Source organism: Dyella psychrodurans, from assembly GCF_003363265.1.
Taxonomy (GTDB): domain Bacteria; phylum Pseudomonadota; class Gammaproteobacteria; order Xanthomonadales; family Rhodanobacteraceae; genus Dyella_B; species Dyella_B psychrodurans.
In genome coordinates, this window is the sequence record NZ_QRBF01000001.1 from 1219419 (window position 1) to 1236213 (window position 16795).

At 61.7% G+C, this 16795-nt stretch carries 18 protein-coding genes; 8 read left to right on the plus strand and 10 right to left on the minus strand.

Annotated elements, in window-relative coordinates; all coding sequences use genetic code 11:
• Positions 1-4 precede the first annotated feature (4 nt).
• The 3 genes from DWU99_RS05825 to DWU99_RS05835 form a co-directional block, all read right to left on the minus strand.
• Positions 5-1540: an FMN-binding glutamate synthase family protein gene (locus DWU99_RS05825; protein ID WP_115477014.1), complete on the minus strand. Its 1536-nt coding sequence runs from the start codon at positions 1538-1540 to the stop codon at positions 5-7.
• 67 nt (positions 1541-1607) lie between these two features.
• Positions 1608-2789, minus strand: a complete 1182-nt coding sequence (gene purT, locus DWU99_RS05830) for a formate-dependent phosphoribosylglycinamide formyltransferase (RefSeq protein WP_115477015.1) — start codon at positions 2787-2789, stop codon at positions 1608-1610.
• Positions 2790-2867: 78 nt separating this feature from the next.
• The gene (locus tag DWU99_RS05835; RefSeq protein WP_233510887.1) at positions 2868-3254 is read right to left on the minus strand and encodes a DUF423 domain-containing protein; all 387 of its coding nucleotides are present in this window, start codon (positions 3252-3254) and stop codon (positions 2868-2870) included.
• A gap of 81 nt (positions 3255-3335) precedes the next feature.
• On the opposite strand from DWU99_RS05835, the gene DWU99_RS05840 reads away from it, so the two are divergent.
• From DWU99_RS05840 to DWU99_RS05850, 3 genes are read left to right on the plus strand one after another with little or no spacing between them, the layout of a single operon-like run.
• The gene (locus DWU99_RS05840; protein ID WP_115477017.1) at positions 3336-3953 is read left to right on the plus strand and encodes an SCO family protein; all 618 of its coding nucleotides are present in this window, start codon (positions 3336-3338) and stop codon (positions 3951-3953) included.
• Positions 3953-4405, plus strand: a complete 453-nt coding sequence (locus tag DWU99_RS05845) for a copper chaperone PCu(A)C (protein WP_115477018.1) — start codon at positions 3953-3955, stop codon at positions 4403-4405. Before DWU99_RS05840 ends, DWU99_RS05845 begins: the two co-directional genes overlap by 1 nt.
• Positions 4406-4428: 23 nt before the next feature.
• Positions 4429-5199, plus strand: coding sequence for a metallophosphoesterase (locus DWU99_RS05850; protein WP_115477019.1), 771 nt, complete (start codon positions 4429-4431; stop codon positions 5197-5199).
• A gap of 7 nt (positions 5200-5206) precedes the next feature.
• On the opposite strand, the gene DWU99_RS05855 is transcribed toward DWU99_RS05850, so the two are convergent.
• From DWU99_RS05855 to DWU99_RS05885, 7 genes are all read right to left on the minus strand, one after another.
• Entirely contained in the window at positions 5207-6082 is an 876-nt protein-coding gene (locus DWU99_RS05855; RefSeq protein WP_115477204.1) for a cytochrome c oxidase assembly protein, read from the minus strand.
• 94 nt (positions 6083-6176) lie between these two features.
• Complete coding sequence (locus DWU99_RS05860) at positions 6177-8099, minus strand: GldG family protein (protein ID WP_199535720.1); 1923 nt, start codon at positions 8097-8099, stop codon at positions 6177-6179.
• A gap of 3 nt (positions 8100-8102) precedes the next feature.
• A complete protein-coding gene (locus DWU99_RS05865) occupies positions 8103-8837 on the minus strand; it encodes an ABC transporter permease subunit (RefSeq protein ID WP_115477021.1) in 735 nt (244 codons plus the stop codon).
• Positions 8834-9772, minus strand: a complete 939-nt coding sequence (locus DWU99_RS05870; protein ID WP_115477022.1) for an ABC transporter ATP-binding protein — start codon at positions 9770-9772, stop codon at positions 8834-8836. The genes DWU99_RS05865 and DWU99_RS05870 overlap by 4 nt, the downstream gene beginning before the upstream one ends.
• Positions 9773-9907: 135 nt before the next feature.
• On the minus strand, positions 9908-11281 hold the full coding sequence (locus DWU99_RS05875) for an SRPBCC family protein (protein ID WP_115477023.1): 1374 nt from the start codon (positions 11279-11281) through the stop codon (positions 9908-9910).
• A gap of 223 nt (positions 11282-11504) precedes the next feature.
• Positions 11505-12146 carry a response regulator gene (locus DWU99_RS05880; protein ID WP_115477024.1) on the minus strand — a complete coding sequence of 214 codons (642 nt, stop codon included), beginning with the start codon at positions 12144-12146 and terminating at the stop codon, positions 11505-11507.
• An 82-nt stretch (positions 12147-12228) separates the two neighbouring features.
• Entirely contained in the window at positions 12229-13452 is a 1224-nt protein-coding gene (locus DWU99_RS05885) for a sensor histidine kinase (RefSeq protein WP_115477205.1), read from the minus strand.
• A 250-nt stretch (positions 13453-13702) separates the two neighbouring features.
• On the opposite strand from DWU99_RS05885, the gene DWU99_RS05890 reads away from it, so the two are divergent.
• The 5 genes from DWU99_RS05890 to DWU99_RS05910 are packed head-to-tail and all read left to right on the plus strand — an operon-like array spanning position 13703 to position 16768.
• Positions 13703-14326, plus strand: coding sequence for a GNAT family N-acetyltransferase (locus tag DWU99_RS05890; protein WP_115477025.1), 624 nt, complete (start codon positions 13703-13705; stop codon positions 14324-14326).
• A complete protein-coding gene (gene minC / locus DWU99_RS05895) occupies positions 14323-15096 on the plus strand; it encodes a septum site-determining protein MinC (RefSeq protein ID WP_115477026.1) in 774 nt (257 codons plus the stop codon). The genes DWU99_RS05890 and minC overlap by 4 nt, the downstream gene beginning before the upstream one ends.
• A 51-nt stretch (positions 15097-15147) precedes the next feature.
• On the plus strand, positions 15148-15963 hold the full coding sequence (minD, locus tag DWU99_RS05900; protein WP_115477027.1) for a septum site-determining protein MinD: 816 nt from the start codon (positions 15148-15150) through the stop codon (positions 15961-15963).
• Between the two features lie 5 nt (positions 15964-15968).
• Positions 15969-16244, plus strand: coding sequence for a cell division topological specificity factor MinE (minE, locus tag DWU99_RS05905; protein ID WP_115477028.1), 276 nt, complete (start codon positions 15969-15971; stop codon positions 16242-16244).
• Between the two features lie 44 nt (positions 16245-16288).
• Entirely contained in the window at positions 16289-16768 is a 480-nt protein-coding gene (locus DWU99_RS05910; RefSeq protein WP_115477029.1) for a hypothetical protein, read from the plus strand.
• Positions 16769-16795 lie beyond the last annotated feature (27 nt).

Consider the following 16795-nt stretch of genomic DNA (forward strand, 5'->3'; position numbering starts at 1 on the left):
CAGTTCACGAACGTCCTGCCGTTGCCGGCACCTTGCTCGCGGCACCTTGCGGATAGGGAAACAGCTTGATCAGCGGCACGGAGATGCCGTCATCGCCGACGACGCGACAATGCGTGCGATCGAGTTCGCGCGGATCGTCCACACCGCAGCTGTGCGCGATGATGCCCACTTCGTGCATCACGTTCTTTGCGTAGTTCGCGACACGCACGCTCTTGTCCGTCACCACCAATCCGCGTTGCAGCCGCGGGTTCTGCGTGGTGATGCCGGTGGGACAGGTGTTGCGGTTGCATTGCAACGACTGGATGCATCCCAGCGCCAGCATGAATCCGCGCGCGGAATTGACGAAATCCGCGCCCATGGAAAGCGCCCAGGCCACGTCGTACGCCGTAATGCACTTGCCTGAGCAGATGACCTTGATGCGGTCGCGCAGGCCTTTCTCGATCAGCGTGTTCACCAGCGCAGGCAACGCTTCATGCAGCGGCAGGCCGACGCCTTCCATCAGTGTCTGCGGCGCCGCACCCGTGCCGCCTTCGGAACCATCGACGATGATGAAATCCGGCGCGCTTTCGATGCCGCGCTTATGGACCTCGTCGCACAACTCCTCGATCCACTCCAAGCCGCCGAACACGGCCTTGAAGCCGGTCGGTTTACCGGTGAGATCGCGGATGTGTTTGATCGCATCCATCAGTTGCGGCACGTTGGCGATATCCAGGTGCCGGTTCGGACTCTGCGAATCCTGGCCCACCGGAATACCGCGAATCGCCGCGATTTCCGGCGTCACCTTCGCCGCCGGCAACAAGCCGCCCATGCCCGGCTTCGCACCCTGGCCAAGCTTGATACTGACCATCCTCACCTGCTTGTGCGCGCAGATGGCCAGCAACTTCTGATCGTCCAGCTTGCCATCGGGCGTGCGGACGCCGTATTTCGCCGTACCGATCTCGAACACGATGTCACAACCGCCTTCCAGGTGATACGGCGCGAGGCCGCCCTCGCCCGTATCCATCCAGATGCCTGCCTTGGCCGCGCCGATGGAAAGCGCACGCACCGCCGGCGCGGAAAGCGCGCCGAAGCTCATCGCGGAGATGTTGAAGAACGCGGCGTGGTCATAGGGCTCTCGCGCATACGGCCCCATGCGCACGGGCTTGGGTTTGACGTGATGATCGCCCAGGGCCGGAAACGCCGCATTGACGAAAAACGGCACGCCCTCTCCGCGCAGATCGCGCGTGGAGCCGAAAGCGTTGGTGTTTTCCGTATTCTTCGCCGCGCGATAGACCCACATGCGTTCGGCGCGGTTGAACGGCAATTCTTCGCGATCGCTGGAGAAAAGATACTGACGGAAAAATTCGCCCAGGTGCAGGAAGAAGTAACGGAAATGCCCGATCACCGGATAGTTGCGCAGCACCGAATTGTGCGTCTGGTTGCGGTCGACCACCCAGACCACCAGCACCACCAGAATCGCGATGACCAGCAGCAGCACGAATAGCAGCGCAAAGGTTTCCACCAGCACCACCAACCAATGCGAAAAGCCCGTCGATTCCATAACCGCTCCCCGTTCAGCGACCGCTGTAGTGATCTAGCCGTGCGCACACCGCAGGCACCTTCGGATTCTACAACTCCGTGCGAATGGCTTTCGCGGCGCGAATCGCCTTCGCCTTGGCTGCCTCGATATCCGTATCGCGCGCCAGCGTGACAGCCATGCGACGACGCCCTTTCACTTCGGGTTTGCCGAAGATGCGCAATTGCGTATCGGGCTCGACCAGCGCATCGGCGACGCCGTGATAGCGCGGCGCACGTCCCTCGCCTTCCACCAGCACGGCACAGGACGCGGACGGACCGCTCTGGCGGATCACCGGGATCGGCAGGCCGAGAATGGCGCGCGCGTGTAGCGCAAATTCGGACAGGTCTTGCGAAATCAGCGTGACCAGCCCGGTGTCGTGCGGACGCGGACTGACCTCGGAGAAAACGACGTCGTCGCCCTTGACGAAAAATTCGACGCCAAAAACGCCCCATCCGCCCAGGGCGGTGGTGATCGCCTCCGCCTGACGTTGCGCCTGGGCCAAGGCCGCGGAACTCATCGGTTGCGGCTGCCAGGATTCGCGATAGTCCCCGTCTTCCTGACGGTGTCCGATCGGCGCGCAGAACTGGGTGCCGTCCTTGTGCCTGACGGTGAGCAACGTGATTTCGTAATCGAACGGCACGAATCCTTCGACGATTACGCGGCCCTTGCCCGCACGCCCGCCGGACTGGGCATAGTCCCACGCCTCCTGGACCTCGGACGCATCGCGCACGATGCTCTGACCCTTACCCGACGAACTCATCACCGGCTTGATCACAAAGGGGTAGCCGATGGCGGCGATCGCAGCGCGATACTCCGGCTCCGTCTCGCAGAAACGATAGGGCGAGGTGGGCAGTCCCAGTTCCTCGGCAGCGAGCCTGCGGATGCCTTCGCGGTCCATCGTCAGCCACGCGGCGCGGGCGGTCGGGATCACACGCAGGCCTTCTTTTTCCAGCTCCACCAGCGTGGGCGTATGAATGGCCTCGATTTCGGGAACCACCAGATCGGGCCGTTCCTGGGCGATCACGTTGCGCAGCGCGGTGCCATCCAGCATGTCGATCACATGGCTGCGGTGCGCCACCTGCATGGCGGGCGCGTCGGCATAGCGGTCGACGGCGATGACCTCCACGGCGTATCGCTGCAACTCGATGGCAACCTCTTTGCCCAGTTCGCCCGATCCGAGCAAAAGCACCTTCAAGGCATGGTCGGAATGGGGCGTGCCGAACGGCTTCATCGAGGTCTCCGGTAAAAGCCCCATTCTACCCCTGGGCTTTGATGTTCACGATTCGACTGCAAAGACACGGTGCACGCATTACTGAATCGATTGGCTTTTCGCATGCAACGCCAACCCCAGCGCAATCCAGCCCACGATAAAGGCCACTCCACCAAAAGGAGTGGCAAGGCCGATCGTGCGATATCCGCCCAGAGCCAGCGCGTAAAGGCTGCCGCTGAACAGTACGATGCCAAGCCCGAAAGCGAGCGAAGCGATGCGAGCCGCTTTTTGTCGCCCGCAAAGCACCGCCAACCCAAGCGCCAGTGCATGCCAGAAATGGTATTCAACGGCGGTGTGCCACAACTCGTAATGGGCAGCGTCAAGCGTGCCGCGTAAACCGTGCGCGCCGAAAGCGCCCAGCAGCACGGCGCTGGCACCTGCGAGACCCGCTAGCAAACCATCGCGATGACGGACAAGTTGTCGCACGAAAACCCTTCCTTCGCCTGAGAAAACCATGGATCGCCACGTGTGGCGTATGCTCGCAGGATCGACCACCGGGATTCTTGCATGAAGCTGTTGCGTCTCGCCCGCCTGATTTGTCTTTTGACGATATTGCTTGCAAGCCTGTCGATGAGTGCCTGCCATCAGGATCAACCGCCACCGTGGCAGCTATCGGATATCTCAGGTCACATGCCCGACCTGTCCTTCCAGCTGACCGACGATCAGGGCAAGACCGTCACCGCTGCCGACTATCGCGGCAAGGTTACCCTGTTGTACTTCGGCTACACGCATTGTCCCGACGTATGTCCATTGACGCTGGCGCATCTGCATGTGGTGATGCAACAGCTGGGCAAGCTTTCCGATGGCGTGCGCATTCTTTTCGTAAGCGTCGATCCGACGCGCGATACGCCAGCGGTGCTGCACGGCTACGTCAGTGCGTTCGATCCACATGCCGTAGGGCTTACCGGCTCGCCTTCCGATGTCGAGGCGCTGACCAAACGCTATCGCGCCGCCTTCACCCGCGAGCCCGGCAAAGCCGATGGCAGCTACGATGTCAGCCATAGTTCGGGCATCTATATCTTCGATGGCAACGGCAAGGCGCGGTTACTGGCCACGCCCGCCGATACGCAAGACAAGCTGGTGCACGATCTGCATCTGCTGCTCAGCCCCGGAGACACGACGTGATGCTATGTCGCCTGCTTTTTTTGCTGGCATCGGGCGTGATGCTTGCGGGTCGCGCACAGGCCGCGGAAGCCGATCACGTCACGGCAAGCCACGCATGGATTCGCCTGCTGCCGGGCGAACTGCCCGCCAGCGGCTACGTTGCCTTGCGAAATAATGGCGTATCGAACGCCGTATTGGTCGGAGCACATAGCAAGGCCTACGCGTCGGTAATGCTTCATCAAAGCACGCAGGACGCCGGCGGCATGGATCGGATGACCACGGTGAGCCGCCTCGCCATTCCGGCACAGGGCGAGGTATCGCTGGCCCCGGCGAGTTACCATCTGATGCTCGAGCAAGCAGCCAGTCCGCCCAAAGTGGGTGACACTATCGACATCACCCTCGACTTCGCCGACGGCAGCCACTTGCCCGTAGCGTTTCTTGTTCGTCCCGCCAACGCAGCCGATGCGAACTGAGCCGCCATTCATACAAGTCTTCCATGCGCGTCTATGCCGTCTCTGACCTGCACCTGGACTACGCCTCCAATCGTGAGTGGCTGGAGCAGTTGTCCCGGCGCGAATACCAACACGATGCGCTGATACTCGCGGGCGACATCTCGGACAAGCTCGCTCTGCTTGCGGAAGGGTTCAAGGCGCTGAAAGATCGCTTCTCGGCGGTCCTGTACGTACCCGGGAATCACGATCTATGGGTGTCGCGCGATGGCATGCGCGACTCCATCGAGAAATTCGAGGCAGTGCGCGACGTCGCCATCCGGCATGACGTTCACGTCGATCCTTATCGTCACGGCGATCTCGCCATCGCTCCGCTGCTTGGGTGGTACGACTATTCCTTCGGCGAACCCGACGATTTTCTCAAGGGCGCATGGGTGGACTATCGTGCCTGCCGCTGGCCGGAAGGTTATGACGATGCGGCAGTGACGCGGTTCTTCACGGACCAAAATCCAGTCGCGCCATCGTCAGCGATCGACGGTGCGAGCAAGATCATTACCTTTTCGCATTTTCTGCCACGCATCGATCTCATGCCCGAACGCATCCCGACCCGGCATCGCAAGATCTATCCCGTACTGGGCTCCACCATCCTGGAAACGCAGCTCAGGCAATTGGGCTCAAGCATGCACGTGTACGGACACAGTCACGTGAATCGACAGCTTACGCTCGATGGCGTCACTTACATCAACAATGCCTTTGGCTATCCGTCGGAAGCCCATTTCACCGGCCGCCGCCTGCTGCACATTCACACTGAACCTTAGAGACTTTTCAACCGTGACTGCCTGCAGACGCAGCGCTCACCTGCGACTGAGCAGCACGCGACTGGCGCCGGATACGGCCGCTGCGCGAAAGACGCAGCCATTGCCGCATCGCCAGCAGGCCACCGATGGTCTCGATCGTCGCCGCCGGTACCCAGATGATGATGCCGCCGATCAATTGCCCGGTGAAAACGTTGAAGTCGAAGGCACGGCCGCAAATCTCGAAAATCGGGTAGAGATCGCTCTTGGAGAAGGTGATGATGGCGCCGGCGAGGATCTGCGGTGTCATGGTGATGCCGGGCGAAAGCACACGCAAACCCGGGATCATGCGCCCTGGCGGACGCGGCCGGTGATCGAGCACCAGCCACCAGTAGACGAAGCCGCTCACGATCATCGACCAGTTCATGAAGCGATAGACGCGCCAGTCCAGCATCGCCATCGTCTGCATGGAAGGGATCAGCCAGATCAGGATGAAGGCCACGAACAGGATCGTTGCAATCGCAGGATTGAGCAGTACCGCACTCACCAGGCGCCATGGCCACGTCCGCAACGCGGGGCGAAGCATGTGCACGCGCCAGCTCAACGGCATGCCCGCGCGCAAAACCGACCCCGGATAGGAAGCCATGATCACCAGCGGTGCGATGTGATGCAGCAGCAATTGCTGGATGCGGTGCATGAAGAATTCATGCTCGGCATAGAAATCGAAATACGTGTGAAGCGTCAGATAGACGATCGTCATGCCTGACCAGAACGCCAAGCGGCGCCCGCCGCTCACCGGCAACTTGCGGCTCCCACGCCAATACAGCACACACACGGCCAGGAATGTCCCGAGGAAGACCCACGAGAATTCCCAGGGAATGATCCATTTCAACAAGACGGCGATCATCGACCCGATCCACATCACCATGTAGCGGCAACGACCCAGCTTAAATCACGGCAACTTTTACCCGGCAGGATGCGCTTGCGGCATATTGCCACCTTCATGTGCGCTGGCGCCGGTTGCGCCGCGTGCGACGCCAGCCATACAGCAAGCCGATCGCCGTAATCAGCATGGGCAGCAGCACGATGTTGATCATCTTCAGCTGCATGCCCAGCGCATCGATTTCGGCATTCAACTGGTGCTGCACATCGCGCAATTCCTTGCTGATTTCCAGCTCGCGCTTCAGGAATTGCTCGATCTCGTGCTTCTGCTCGGTGCTGGTCGAGTCATCGCGCGCCCCCTTGGCCGGCTGCAACTCGTCCAGTCGCTGCTTGGTGTCGGCCAGTTCGCTTTCCAGTTCCTGTTCCTTCTGCAGGAATTTTCGGTCGGCAGCGCGTTTCAGTGCGAGCACATGGCTGAAGGGACGCTGTGAGCTGGAACGGCCGCGAATGGAAAGCAGTGCCGACGAACCGCTGAGGTTGTCCACCAGATTGGTGATGAAATCGCCATTGTTCGCAAGCGCGCTCAACATCGGCTGCCCCAGGAGGAAGGTCTGCGTCTCCACCCAAAGGCGGTCGGTCAGCAGATCCGTATCGGCAACCAGAATGATCTCGGCATTGGTCGCCGATTCCGCCAGATGTCCAGGCTTCTTGGCGAGTTCGGGGAATGCGCTGACAAAGGGACCGCGCAGGCGCGCCGCGATCACGTAGTTCTGCCCTTGCGGCTGATAGCCCTGCAGCAGGCTGGTGGGGTTGTTGCTCGCTTCGATCACACGCTGCGTAGGAACGACTTCGGCATCGGCGCTACTTTGCACCAGCGGAATCAATCGCGTGGTGGCGTTGGGCAGAAGATCGAAGTGCCCTGCCGAGGAAACGTAGATGCGCTGCAGGCTGGAGGTCACGACGTCGTCGCGATTGAGCTCCTGCGCGCCCAGGCCCAGCATCGCCGGATGGGCCAGATTCGCGCCCGCCAGTTCGATCTGCAGCGCGCGTCCGCGATCGAGTACGACCTGATCCGGACTGTAAGAAACGCCCCAATCGGCAAACAAACGCGGCAGGTTGGAGCTGTGGTTATTGGTGGCGCTTGTCGCATCGTCGACGAACGGAGTGGGATCGGATTCCGCCAGCGGATCCACGAAGACCACCAGATGCCCACCTTCAAGCACGTATTGATCCAGCGCATATTGCGCATCGTTTGGCAGATTCTTGGGATGGATCAGCAGCACGACCTGGATGCTCTTGTCGATCTGCTTGAGTTTGTCCGGACTCAACGTCTCCACATCGAAAAGCTGCTGCAGCTGTCGCATGACCGTCCATGGCTGTGCGCCTTGCGGAGGGTCTCCCATCACCGGGAGGCTGCTGATGACGCCGATGCGCGGCCTCTGCGGTTCGCTCAGCTGATACAGCAACTTGGCGATGTCGTACTCAAGGAACGTTTCACGGCCTGGATCGAAAAAAGGAATGGCCAGGCTGCGGTCGGTCGATTTTCCATCGATGTCGTCCGGCAGGTCGGCGGCCACATCCGAGGGATTGTCCGCACCGGTTTGTCGCGTGGCACCGACGAGACCGAAGAAGATGCGCTCCCCGTTGGTGCCGCCGCTGATCGGCGTGAGGCCATTGCCCTCGGCACTCGCTTCATCGTCGGAGTAAGGCACCGGATCGACCACTTGCAAGCGGATGCGCCCATGAGAACGCGCCACCATCTCTTGCAGCATCTCGTTGACGCGCTGCTCGTAACTGCGCAGTTGCGGCAAATCGCGTGTCGCGTGCTGGGAAAAGTACAGCGTGAGCCATAGCGGGCGGCGCGCGCTGTCGATGATCTGCTGCGTACCTGTCGAGAGCGTGTAGAGATGGTCTTGCGTGAGGTCGAACCGCTCGGGCTCGAGCCACCGGCTGGTGACCAGCGCAAGGGTGCAATACGACACGATCAACGCGATCAACGCACTGAACAGGAGGGTACGCCGGCGGAATAATGGGCGCGGTATCACTCAATGACTCCGCTTCATATCGAGCACCAATACGCCAGCCGTCAGCCACGCAGCGATGGTGAGCACGAAATACAAAAGATCGCGCACATCCAGCACACCGCGCGCGATCGCCTCGTAGTGACGCACCATGGACAGATGCGCCACGGCATTCACCAGTCTGCGAGGCAGCGCGCCCTGGAAGAAATCCAGCACCTGCGACTGGCCGACGAGAATCAACAACACGCACACGACGGCCGTGAGAATGAAAGCCACCACCTGGCTGCTCGTCAGCGTGGACAGGCATGCGCCGATGGCAAGAAACGCACCGGCCATCAACCAACTGCCGATGTAGCCTGCGACGATGATGCCGTTGTCCGGCGATCCAAGGTAATTGACCGTGATCCAGATCGGAAACGTCAGCAACAACGCCAGCCCCACGAAAAACCACGCGGCCAGGAACTTGCCGAGCATCGCCTGCCACAGCGTCGCTGGCAGGGTCATCAGTAGTTCCAGCGTTCCGCCTTTCGCCTCTTCGGCCCACAAGCGCATCGACACTGCCGGCACCAGAATGAGATAAAGCCAGGGGTGCATGACAAAGAACGGTTGAAGATCGGCGATGCCCCGATCGTAGAAGTCGCCTGCGTAGAACGTCAGGATGCCCGACAGCACCAGGAAGATCACCAGAAACACATACGCAACCGGCGTGACGAAATAACTGCGCAGTTCGCGACGCATGATGGCCATCGTGGGACTCATGGCTGTGTCTCCACGTCGGCGCCAAGCGTTATCTGGCGGAACACCTCGTCCAGGCGCCCGCGCTCGAGTTGAATTTCCGAGACTTCCAGGCCTTGCTGGCGAAGCAGCGTTTCCACCGGCTCCAAGATCCGCTCGCCGGGTTTGGGAAATACCGTGATGCGGCCATCCAGCGGATCCACTTCGATACCGGCGACTTGCGGCAGGCGTCCGAGCATTTCCTGCGAGATGGCACTGCCTGCGGCGCTGAACGACACGGCGCCGTGGTACCGCGAACGCGCTTCGAGCTCCGCCGGCGTCGCATCCGCGCGCAGCCGTCCGCCGGCGATGATCACGACGCGGTTGCACAACGCATGCACTTCCTCGAGCAGATGCGTGGAAATCAGAATGGTGCGCTCGCGGGCCATCGCGTCGATCAACTGACGGACCGTGTGCTTCTGATTGGGGTCGAGGCCGTCGGTGGGCTCGTCCAGCATCAGCACCGGCGGATCGTGCACGATGGCCTGCGCAAGACCGACGCGTCGGCGCAAGCCCTTGGACAGCGTGTCGACGCTGACATTCAACGCTTCTTCCAGTTGCAGGCGACCCACGACTTCATCAAAGCGACGGCGCCCCACATCGGAGCGCAATCCGCGCATGCGCATGACGAAGATCAGGAATTCGCGCACGGTCATCTCACCATAGCTGGGCGCGCCTTCCGGCAAATAGCCGAGCGCGCGCTTGGCTTTCAGCGGCTCCTTGATCACATCGTGACCGCATACGCGCGCCGTACCCGCAGTGGGAGCGAGAAAGCCGGCGATCATGCGCATCGCCGTGGTCTTGCCGGCGCCGTTGGGACCCAACAGGCCCAGCACCTGTCCCGGCTCGGCGTAGATGCTCAGCGCATCCACGGCGGTCAAATGGCCATAGCGCTTCGTGAGCTTGTCAGTCTCGATCATGTCCGGTCGCAAAAGGAACTGTCGTGCAATGTACCGCAAGCACCGCGCAAAGTTCGCTGCGCATGGCGAGACCCGAATCCGGAAACAAAAAAGCCCTCCCGGAAGGGAGGGCTTTTGAAAGCGACAAGCGGGTGCTTACTGGCCGCTGGCTGGAGCCGCAGCGGTGCTGGCAGGAGCCGGCGCCGTGCCGCTCGAAGCAGGCTGAGCGCTCATCACGCCAGGCTGCTTGACGCCGGCGATCTGCTCCGGCGTCTGCTGCGGCAGCGCGGCACCTTCGGCAGAATCGCTGATCGGCAGATACACGCCGTACTGCGCATAGGTCGTGATGTTGCCGCCGGCATCCTTCACTTCCGGCTGGGTCAGGATGTCGTACAGACGGTTGGTGATTTCGTCGAACTTGTAGCCGTGCGTCTGCGCGTAGGCCTTGAGCATGTCGCGGGTCTGCGGCACGCCGGCAGCGGTGCCGTTCCACGGCGCTTCCAGCGCTGCACCACCGTACGCCAGCACGCCGCGCACGTTGTTGTCGATGACCAGGCGACCGTAGCGATCCTTGCCGCCCGGCTGGTTGTTATCGGCCGCGGGTGCGGCAGCGGTGCTGCTGGAAGCCGGAGCGCCGCTGTCGTCGAGCGACGGCGGTGTCGCAGCCGCCAGCTGATAGCTCTGGCCGCCCACGGTGAGGCTGGTGGCATCGATCGGCATGCCCACATCGAAGGTGTAGGTCTCGTCACCATAGTTGGTGGTGAAGATGACGCGCGGACCGGTGATGTTCACGCCCAGTTTCTTGGCGGCGGCCTGGATCTCGCCGACCGCGGTATCGGTCGCTGCATTCAGGCCATCCAGACCGTCCTTGCGCTTCATGGACGTGGAAACGACCAGCATAGGCGTCGGCTTCGTCTGGACGATGTACGGAGTCAGCGCGCTGTAATCGATGTTCGGCACACCCGCCAGCACGTTCTGCAGATTGTTCATGCTGTACTGGATGAACGCGTCCGGCGCGCCGTGGATGTACATGTTGGAGTAACGGTTGAGGATGCTCATGCCGTAGCTCACGTCATACGACCAGGTGATCTTGGTCAGCTTGCCGGTGCTGCCCTGACGCAGGAGGTCGAGGGTGAAGTGCTTGTCGTTGCCGCGCCAGTCGTTGTCGACGTTCCAGACGATCTCGGCACTGTTGACCGTGGTATCGATCTTGTCGAATTCCGGCGTGGTGCTGGCGACGGTCAGCTTGCCCTCGCCCACTTTCGGATCCAGGCTGCTCCAGCTGATCTCCGCGCCCGGGCCATAGGCATTGCCGGACAAGGTGTACTTGGTGCTGGGATCGTACGCGCGCAGCACGCCGTAGTCGGGGAAGGTACGGAAGTTAGCCACCACGTCGTAGACCTGGCGTAGATCTTTGCCAACCGTCAACGACCGCTCAACGTGGCCGCTACCGGGCATGATGAAGCCCACAGCGACGCCAAGTACGGCGACGATGATCAGGGCAACGATGAATTCCAGGACACGCGTCATTCCAGGTTTCTCCGAGACGTCTCTCTAGTGCAGTGGAAAGCGCAGGTCGGAACGGGTCCGCCTAGAGATGGCTTCCTTGGGGAAATCGCATCAGACGGGGGGTCGGCCGGCGCCTAAGCTGCCGATGGTACTTGCTCACGCGCAGGAACGCTACGGGCCGAACGAGCCCTTTGCCACGCTGCTGCGCAGCATTCCCGGCATCTGGCGAGCCGAACCGGAGACGTCAGACGATGCCCAATTCCAGCGCCTTGAGAACGGCGCGGGTACGATCGCGCACGCCGAGCTTGGAGAGAATGTTGGAAACGTGGTTTTTCACGGTCCCCTCGGCCACCTTGAGAGAATTGGCAATTTCCTTATTGCTGTAACCGCCGGACAAGAGGCGGAGGATCTCGGTTTCGCGCTCGGTAAGCGGATCGGGTTGTTCCAGGCTGGTGAACTGGTTATGGATGCGGCCGACACCCGCAAGCAGGCGCTGGGTCACCATCGGCGCGACCAGCGAGCCACCGCTCGCGACCGTGCGCACGGCTTCGACGAGTTGTTCCAGCGAGACATCCTTCAGCAGATAACCGCGCGCTCCCGCCTTCAGGCCCTGCAGCACAAGCTGGTCGTCGTCGAAGGTGGTGAGAATGATGGTGGGGGGCAGTTCGTTGCGCGCCGAAAGCGCCTGGAGCACCTCCAGGCCGCTCATGTTCGGCATGCGCAAGTCCAGCAGCACCACATCCGGCTTGATCCGCGGAATGTCCTGCACGGCTTGCACGCCATCGGCACATTCGGCCACGACGCGGATGTCCTCGGCCAGATCGAGCAGGGAACGCACTCCTTGCCGAACCAGGTTCTGGTCGTCGACGAGACAAACGGAAATCATCGTGAATCCTCGCAACGTTGGTGGTCCGTCATTGACCACATAGATACAACGGACAAAGGCGACTGGTCATTCTTGCAGGGCATCATGTCAGGCTCAACGCAGGGGGCTCGAAACGTGAAGGGGTGTGTGCCAAGACCGAAGGCTCACCCAGGGGTAGACGTAGTTGAAGTGCAAAACCCTGCCCTGCTTCGCTCTCAACCGTCACATCGCCGCCAAATTCCGCCAGTCGCTCGCGCATGCCGGACAGACCATTTCCCGGCAGGATCGTCGCGGTGCCGCGTCCATCGTCCCGCGCATTCAGGTTCAGCCGGTTTTCGTCATCGTAAGCGAAGCTCAGCCACAGGTTCCGTGCGCTGGCATGCTTGGCGGTATTGGTGATGATCTCTTGCACGCAACGCAGCAGCATCTGTGCGCGGCGGGGATCTTCCACGCTGAAACGCGGCGGCGTGGTCAGATGGACGTGCATGCTGGGCACACCATCGATAAGACTTTGCAATGCCTGAGTCAGATCGATGGCATCGTCCTGACGCAGTTCGCTGACCGCTTCGCGCACGTCCGCCAGAAGCAACCGTGCCGTGCTCTGCGCCTTGCGGACATGTACCGCCGCGGACTCATTGCTGAGGTGGCTGGCCACTTCCAGATTGAGGCTGAGCGCGGTGAGGTGATGACCGATCAGATCGTGCAGCTCGCGCGCAATGCGCATGCGTTCGGCGATGCGGGTCGATTCGGCGAGCAGCGCACGCGTGGCGCGCAATTCGGAATTGAGCCGCCGCTGGGCTTCGCGCTCTTCCGCCTGCTGGCTGGCAACCATGGAGGCCACGAAGCCGAGCATGGAAAACGCGGTGTAGATGCTCGCCTGCAATACGCCGAGCAGGGCGCTGTGCTTGAATTCGCCAAAGGTGGAGAACAGCACCGCCAGGCATAAGGTCTGAAAGACGATCCATGCCATGCCGACCCAGAACGGCACCAGCCACGGCAGCACCACCGCCACGACTACCAGCAAGATGGCCGACAATCCGCTATGGCTGTACCAGCCCACCATCAGAGCGGCCACGGTCAGCAGCAACAGGCCGAACAGTCGCGCCGCCATATTGGTGCGCGCCCCGAGATTGTTGGTGATCAATAAATAGACAATGCCGAAGATCAGGTAGAAAAGCGTGCACAGCAGCAGCGCGAAATTGGGGCTATGCAGCAAATCCAGCCGCTCGGTCGCCCAATTGGTGAACAACGGGGTACCGTCGCACAGGTAGGCGATCAGTCCCGTGATACGCAGCAGCCGGATATGGTTGAAATTGGTCATTGGCATGACCTGCATGATAGGCCCGCAGCCCAGCCCTGGTATGCGCGGAAAGTCACCCTCTTCATCGGGTGGAGGGAATCAAAAGCCAAGACCTCGACGCTGCGCATACGGTTGCCGCCTTGCCTCAACCCCCGGCTTTACAAAGGTTTTACATGCCGCAATACGGGATGTGCCGCCTGATGTCACATGCCATAATGCGCCTTGAGCTGGGCCGTCAGTCGGTCTTAACTAGCAACCCATCACTGCGGAGCAACGAATGGCCCTTGCCATCCGCGACGTGCGCGAGCACGACCTGGATGCCGTACTGGCGCTCAACAATACCGCCGGTCGCTCCATTCTGGTCCTGGACGCGGCGCAGTTGCGCTACTTCTACGAGCACGCCGACTACTTCCGCGTAGCCGAGATCGACGGCGAGTTGGCCGGATTCCTGATCGCCCTGCGTGACGGCCGCGACTACGGCAGCCCTAACTATCGCTGGTTCAGCGAACACTACCCGTCCTTCGTCTACATCGACCGCATCGTCGTCGCCAACGCCTATCGCCGGCATGGCCTGGGGCGCATCTTCTATTGCGACGTGAACAGCTTCGCGGAGGTGCGCGTGCCCCTGCTTACCTGCGAGGTGTTTCTGGAACCGATCGACGATGTCGTGGTGCTGTTCCACGGCACCTACGGCTTCCAGGAAGTCGGCCAGCAGCGAATGGGCGAACATGGGCCGCAGGTAAGCCTGCTCGCCAAGGACCTACCCAGTTTCGCCTACGTCCGCGACACGTATCTGGAACACGGCGGCTTGCCCGACCTACCCTGGCTCGCAAGCCGCGTTCCTTATCTCACTCACAACGATTCCAAGCCGCGCCGCCTCGCCGGAGAGCGGCGCTCATGAATGCAAAAATGGATACAACTGAAGCTTGCGACCTTCGCTTTGGCCAGGTCGGTATTGCTTGCGTACGCGTAAAACGACCGGATGCGGCCGCCCTCTGCGAAGAACTCGAACGCCGCGTGCGCTCTGCGCCGCAGCTGTTCTCGCGCGCTGCGGTTGTGCTGGATCTCAGTCACCTGCCGAACTTGCCGGATGACGGCATCGTCGATGCGCTGCTCGAGGCCGTACGCAGCGCCGGCATGCTGCCCGTGGGCCTGGCCTATGGCACCAGCGCCACGGAAGCACTCGCACAGCGCATGGGCTTGCCGCTGATCGCCAAGTTCCGCGCCGCTTACGAGCCGGCCGACGGCGGCAGCATCGCGCCACCCGCACCGAGCGCTACGCCTGCACCCGCGCCAGCACCGGTGCGCGAGGCGGTACTTTCCGCACCGGCGCCCGGCAGCATCCTCGGGGCACAGCATCACGATGGCGCCGTGCGTTCAGGACAGCAGATTTACGCTCGCGATCGCGACCTCGTGCTCACCGGCGCCATCGCCAACGGTGCAGAAGTCATCGCCGACGGCAGCATCCACATCTATGGCAGCCTCAAGGGCCGCGCCATGGCGGGTGCGCAGGGCGATGCGAAGGCGCGTATTTACGTCTCGGACTTTCGCGCCGAACTCGTGGCCATCGCCGGCCACTACCGCGTGTTCGAGCAGATTCCGAAAGACCTGGAGGGTCAGTCTGTGCAATGCTGGCTCGATGGGGAAAAATTGCTGATCGCGCGTCTTTGAAAAGACTGCGAAACAAAACGACTATTACAAGAACACCAGCGGAGATGAGCCTTGAGTGCTGAGATTATCGTAGTGACGTCCGGCAAGGGTGGCGTCGGCAAGACCACCACCAGCGCATCGCTTGCCACCGGCCTCGCCATGCAAGGCAAGAAGGTGGCAGTGATCGATTTCGACGTCGGCCTGCGCAATCTCGATCTGATCATGGGCTGCGAACGCCGCGTGGTATACGACTTCGTGAACGTCATTCACGGCGAAGCCTCGATCAAGCAGGCGCTGATCAAGGACAAACGCTACGACAATCTCGCGGTACTCGCTGCCAGCCAGACGCGCGACAAAGATGCGCTGACGCAGGAAGGCGTCGAGAAAGTGCTCGAGGACCTGTCCAAGGACGACTTCGACTACATCGTCTGCGACTCGCCCGCCGGCATCGAAAAAGGTGCGCACCTGGCGATGTACTTCGCCGACCACGCCGTGGTGGTGGTCAACCCGGAAGTCTCTTCGGTGCGCGACTCGGACCGTATCCTGGGCCTGCTGGCCAGCAAGACGCGTCGCGCCGAACGCGGCGACGGTGCCGTGTCCCAGCACCTGCTGCTCACCCGCTACAACCCCGCGCGCGTCGAGCAGGGCGAAATGCTCAGCGTGAAGGACGTGGAAGACATTCTCGGCATCAACGTGGTCGGCGTGATTCCGGAATCGGAAAACGTACTCGCCGCATCCAACTCGGGTGTGCCGGTAATCATGGACGAAAACTCGAACGCCGGGCAGGCCTATCGCGACACCGTGGCCCGCATCCTCGGCGAAACACGCCCGATGCGCTTCCTTGACGCACCGAAGAAGGGCTTCTTCCAGCGCGTATTCGGAGGTTGATCGCGATGGGTATCCTCGATTTTCTGAAGCGCAAGCCGGAACCCACCGCTGTGGTCGCCAAGGAGCGTCTGCGCATCATCGTCGCGCAGGAGCGCTCCACCCGGGGTGCGCCTGACTACCTGCCGTTGCTGCGCAACGAGTTGCTCGAGGTCATCAAGAAGTACGTGAACGTTGACCTCGACGCGATCAACATCAACGTCGAACGCGACAGCGGGCACGAAGTGCTAGAGCTCTCCGTCGCCCTGCCCGACGGCAAGCCTGCCGGCAACGCCGCCACCTGATCCTGTCTTTCCTGCCCCTCTCTCCCGAGGGGAGAGGGAGCACGATGACCGCTTCTATCCTGCGCATCGCCGACATCGACCGCACCGCCATCGAATCGTTGCTCGCGCACTACGGCCTGACCCTGGCGCAGGTTGCTGATGGTGCAGCCATTCCCGGCAGTTTTTGGGGCGACGAGGAGGCCGGCATCATCGGCAACACTGTTTACGCACGCGGCGACACTCCCGTGCATTCGGTACTGCACGAAGCCGGCCATCTGATCGTGCTGCCGCAAGAGCGCCGCGCCGACGTCCACACCGACGCTACCGACTCGATCGAGGAAGAAGACGCCGTCTGCTATCTGCAGATCGTGCTGGCCGGCTCCCTTCCCGGCGTGGGCAGCGCGCGCCTGATGGAGGACATGGACGCCTGGGGCTATTCCTTCCGGCTCGGTTCCGCCCAGGCGTGGTTCGCGCACGACGCGGAAAACGCCCGTGCATGGCTGATCGCCCGCGGACTGCTTACCCAAGCCGGCGAACCGGTATAGTCGCCGTCGCCCAATTCCGACCAAGAC

Bases quoted from the DNA above. Each gene is read 5' to 3' on its own strand.
- DWU99_RS05845 (WP_115477018.1), top strand. From the start codon at position 3,953: ATGCTATGTCGCCTGCTTTTTTTGCTGGCATCGGGCGTGATGCTTGCG.
- minC (WP_115477026.1), top strand. From the start codon at position 14,323: ATGAATGCAAAAATGGATACAACTGAAGCTTGCGACCTTCGCTTTGGC.
- DWU99_RS05875 (WP_115477023.1), bottom strand. From the start codon at position 11,281: ATGACGCGTGTCCTGGAATTCATCGTTGCCCTGATCATCGTCGCCGTA.
- DWU99_RS05840 (WP_115477017.1), top strand. From the start codon at position 3,336: ATGAAGCTGTTGCGTCTCGCCCGCCTGATTTGTCTTTTGACGATATTG.
- DWU99_RS05825 (WP_115477014.1), bottom strand. From the start codon at position 1,540: ATGGAATCGACGGGCTTTTCGCATTGGTTGGTGGTGCTGGTGGAAACC.
- DWU99_RS05910 (WP_115477029.1), top strand. From the start codon at position 16,289: ATGACCGCTTCTATCCTGCGCATCGCCGACATCGACCGCACCGCCATC.
- DWU99_RS05870 (WP_115477022.1), bottom strand. From the start codon at position 9,772: ATGATCGAGACTGACAAGCTCACGAAGCGCTATGGCCATTTGACCGCC.
- DWU99_RS05850 (WP_115477019.1), top strand. From the start codon at position 4,429: ATGCGCGTCTATGCCGTCTCTGACCTGCACCTGGACTACGCCTCCAAT.
- DWU99_RS05855 (WP_115477204.1), bottom strand. From the start codon at position 6,082: ATGATCGCCGTCTTGTTGAAATGGATCATTCCCTGGGAATTCTCGTGG.
- DWU99_RS05885 (WP_115477205.1), bottom strand. From the start codon at position 13,452: ATGCCAATGACCAATTTCAACCATATCCGGCTGCTGCGTATCACGGGA.
- DWU99_RS05890 (WP_115477025.1), top strand. From the start codon at position 13,703: ATGGCCCTTGCCATCCGCGACGTGCGCGAGCACGACCTGGATGCCGTA.
- DWU99_RS05880 (WP_115477024.1), bottom strand. From the start codon at position 12,146: ATGATTTCCGTTTGTCTCGTCGACGACCAGAACCTGGTTCGGCAAGGA.
- minE (WP_115477028.1), top strand. From the start codon at position 15,969: ATGGGTATCCTCGATTTTCTGAAGCGCAAGCCGGAACCCACCGCTGTG.
- DWU99_RS05865 (WP_115477021.1), bottom strand. From the start codon at position 8,837: ATGAGTCCCACGATGGCCATCATGCGTCGCGAACTGCGCAGTTATTTC.
- purT (WP_115477015.1), bottom strand. From the start codon at position 2,789: ATGAAGCCGTTCGGCACGCCCCATTCCGACCATGCCTTGAAGGTGCTT.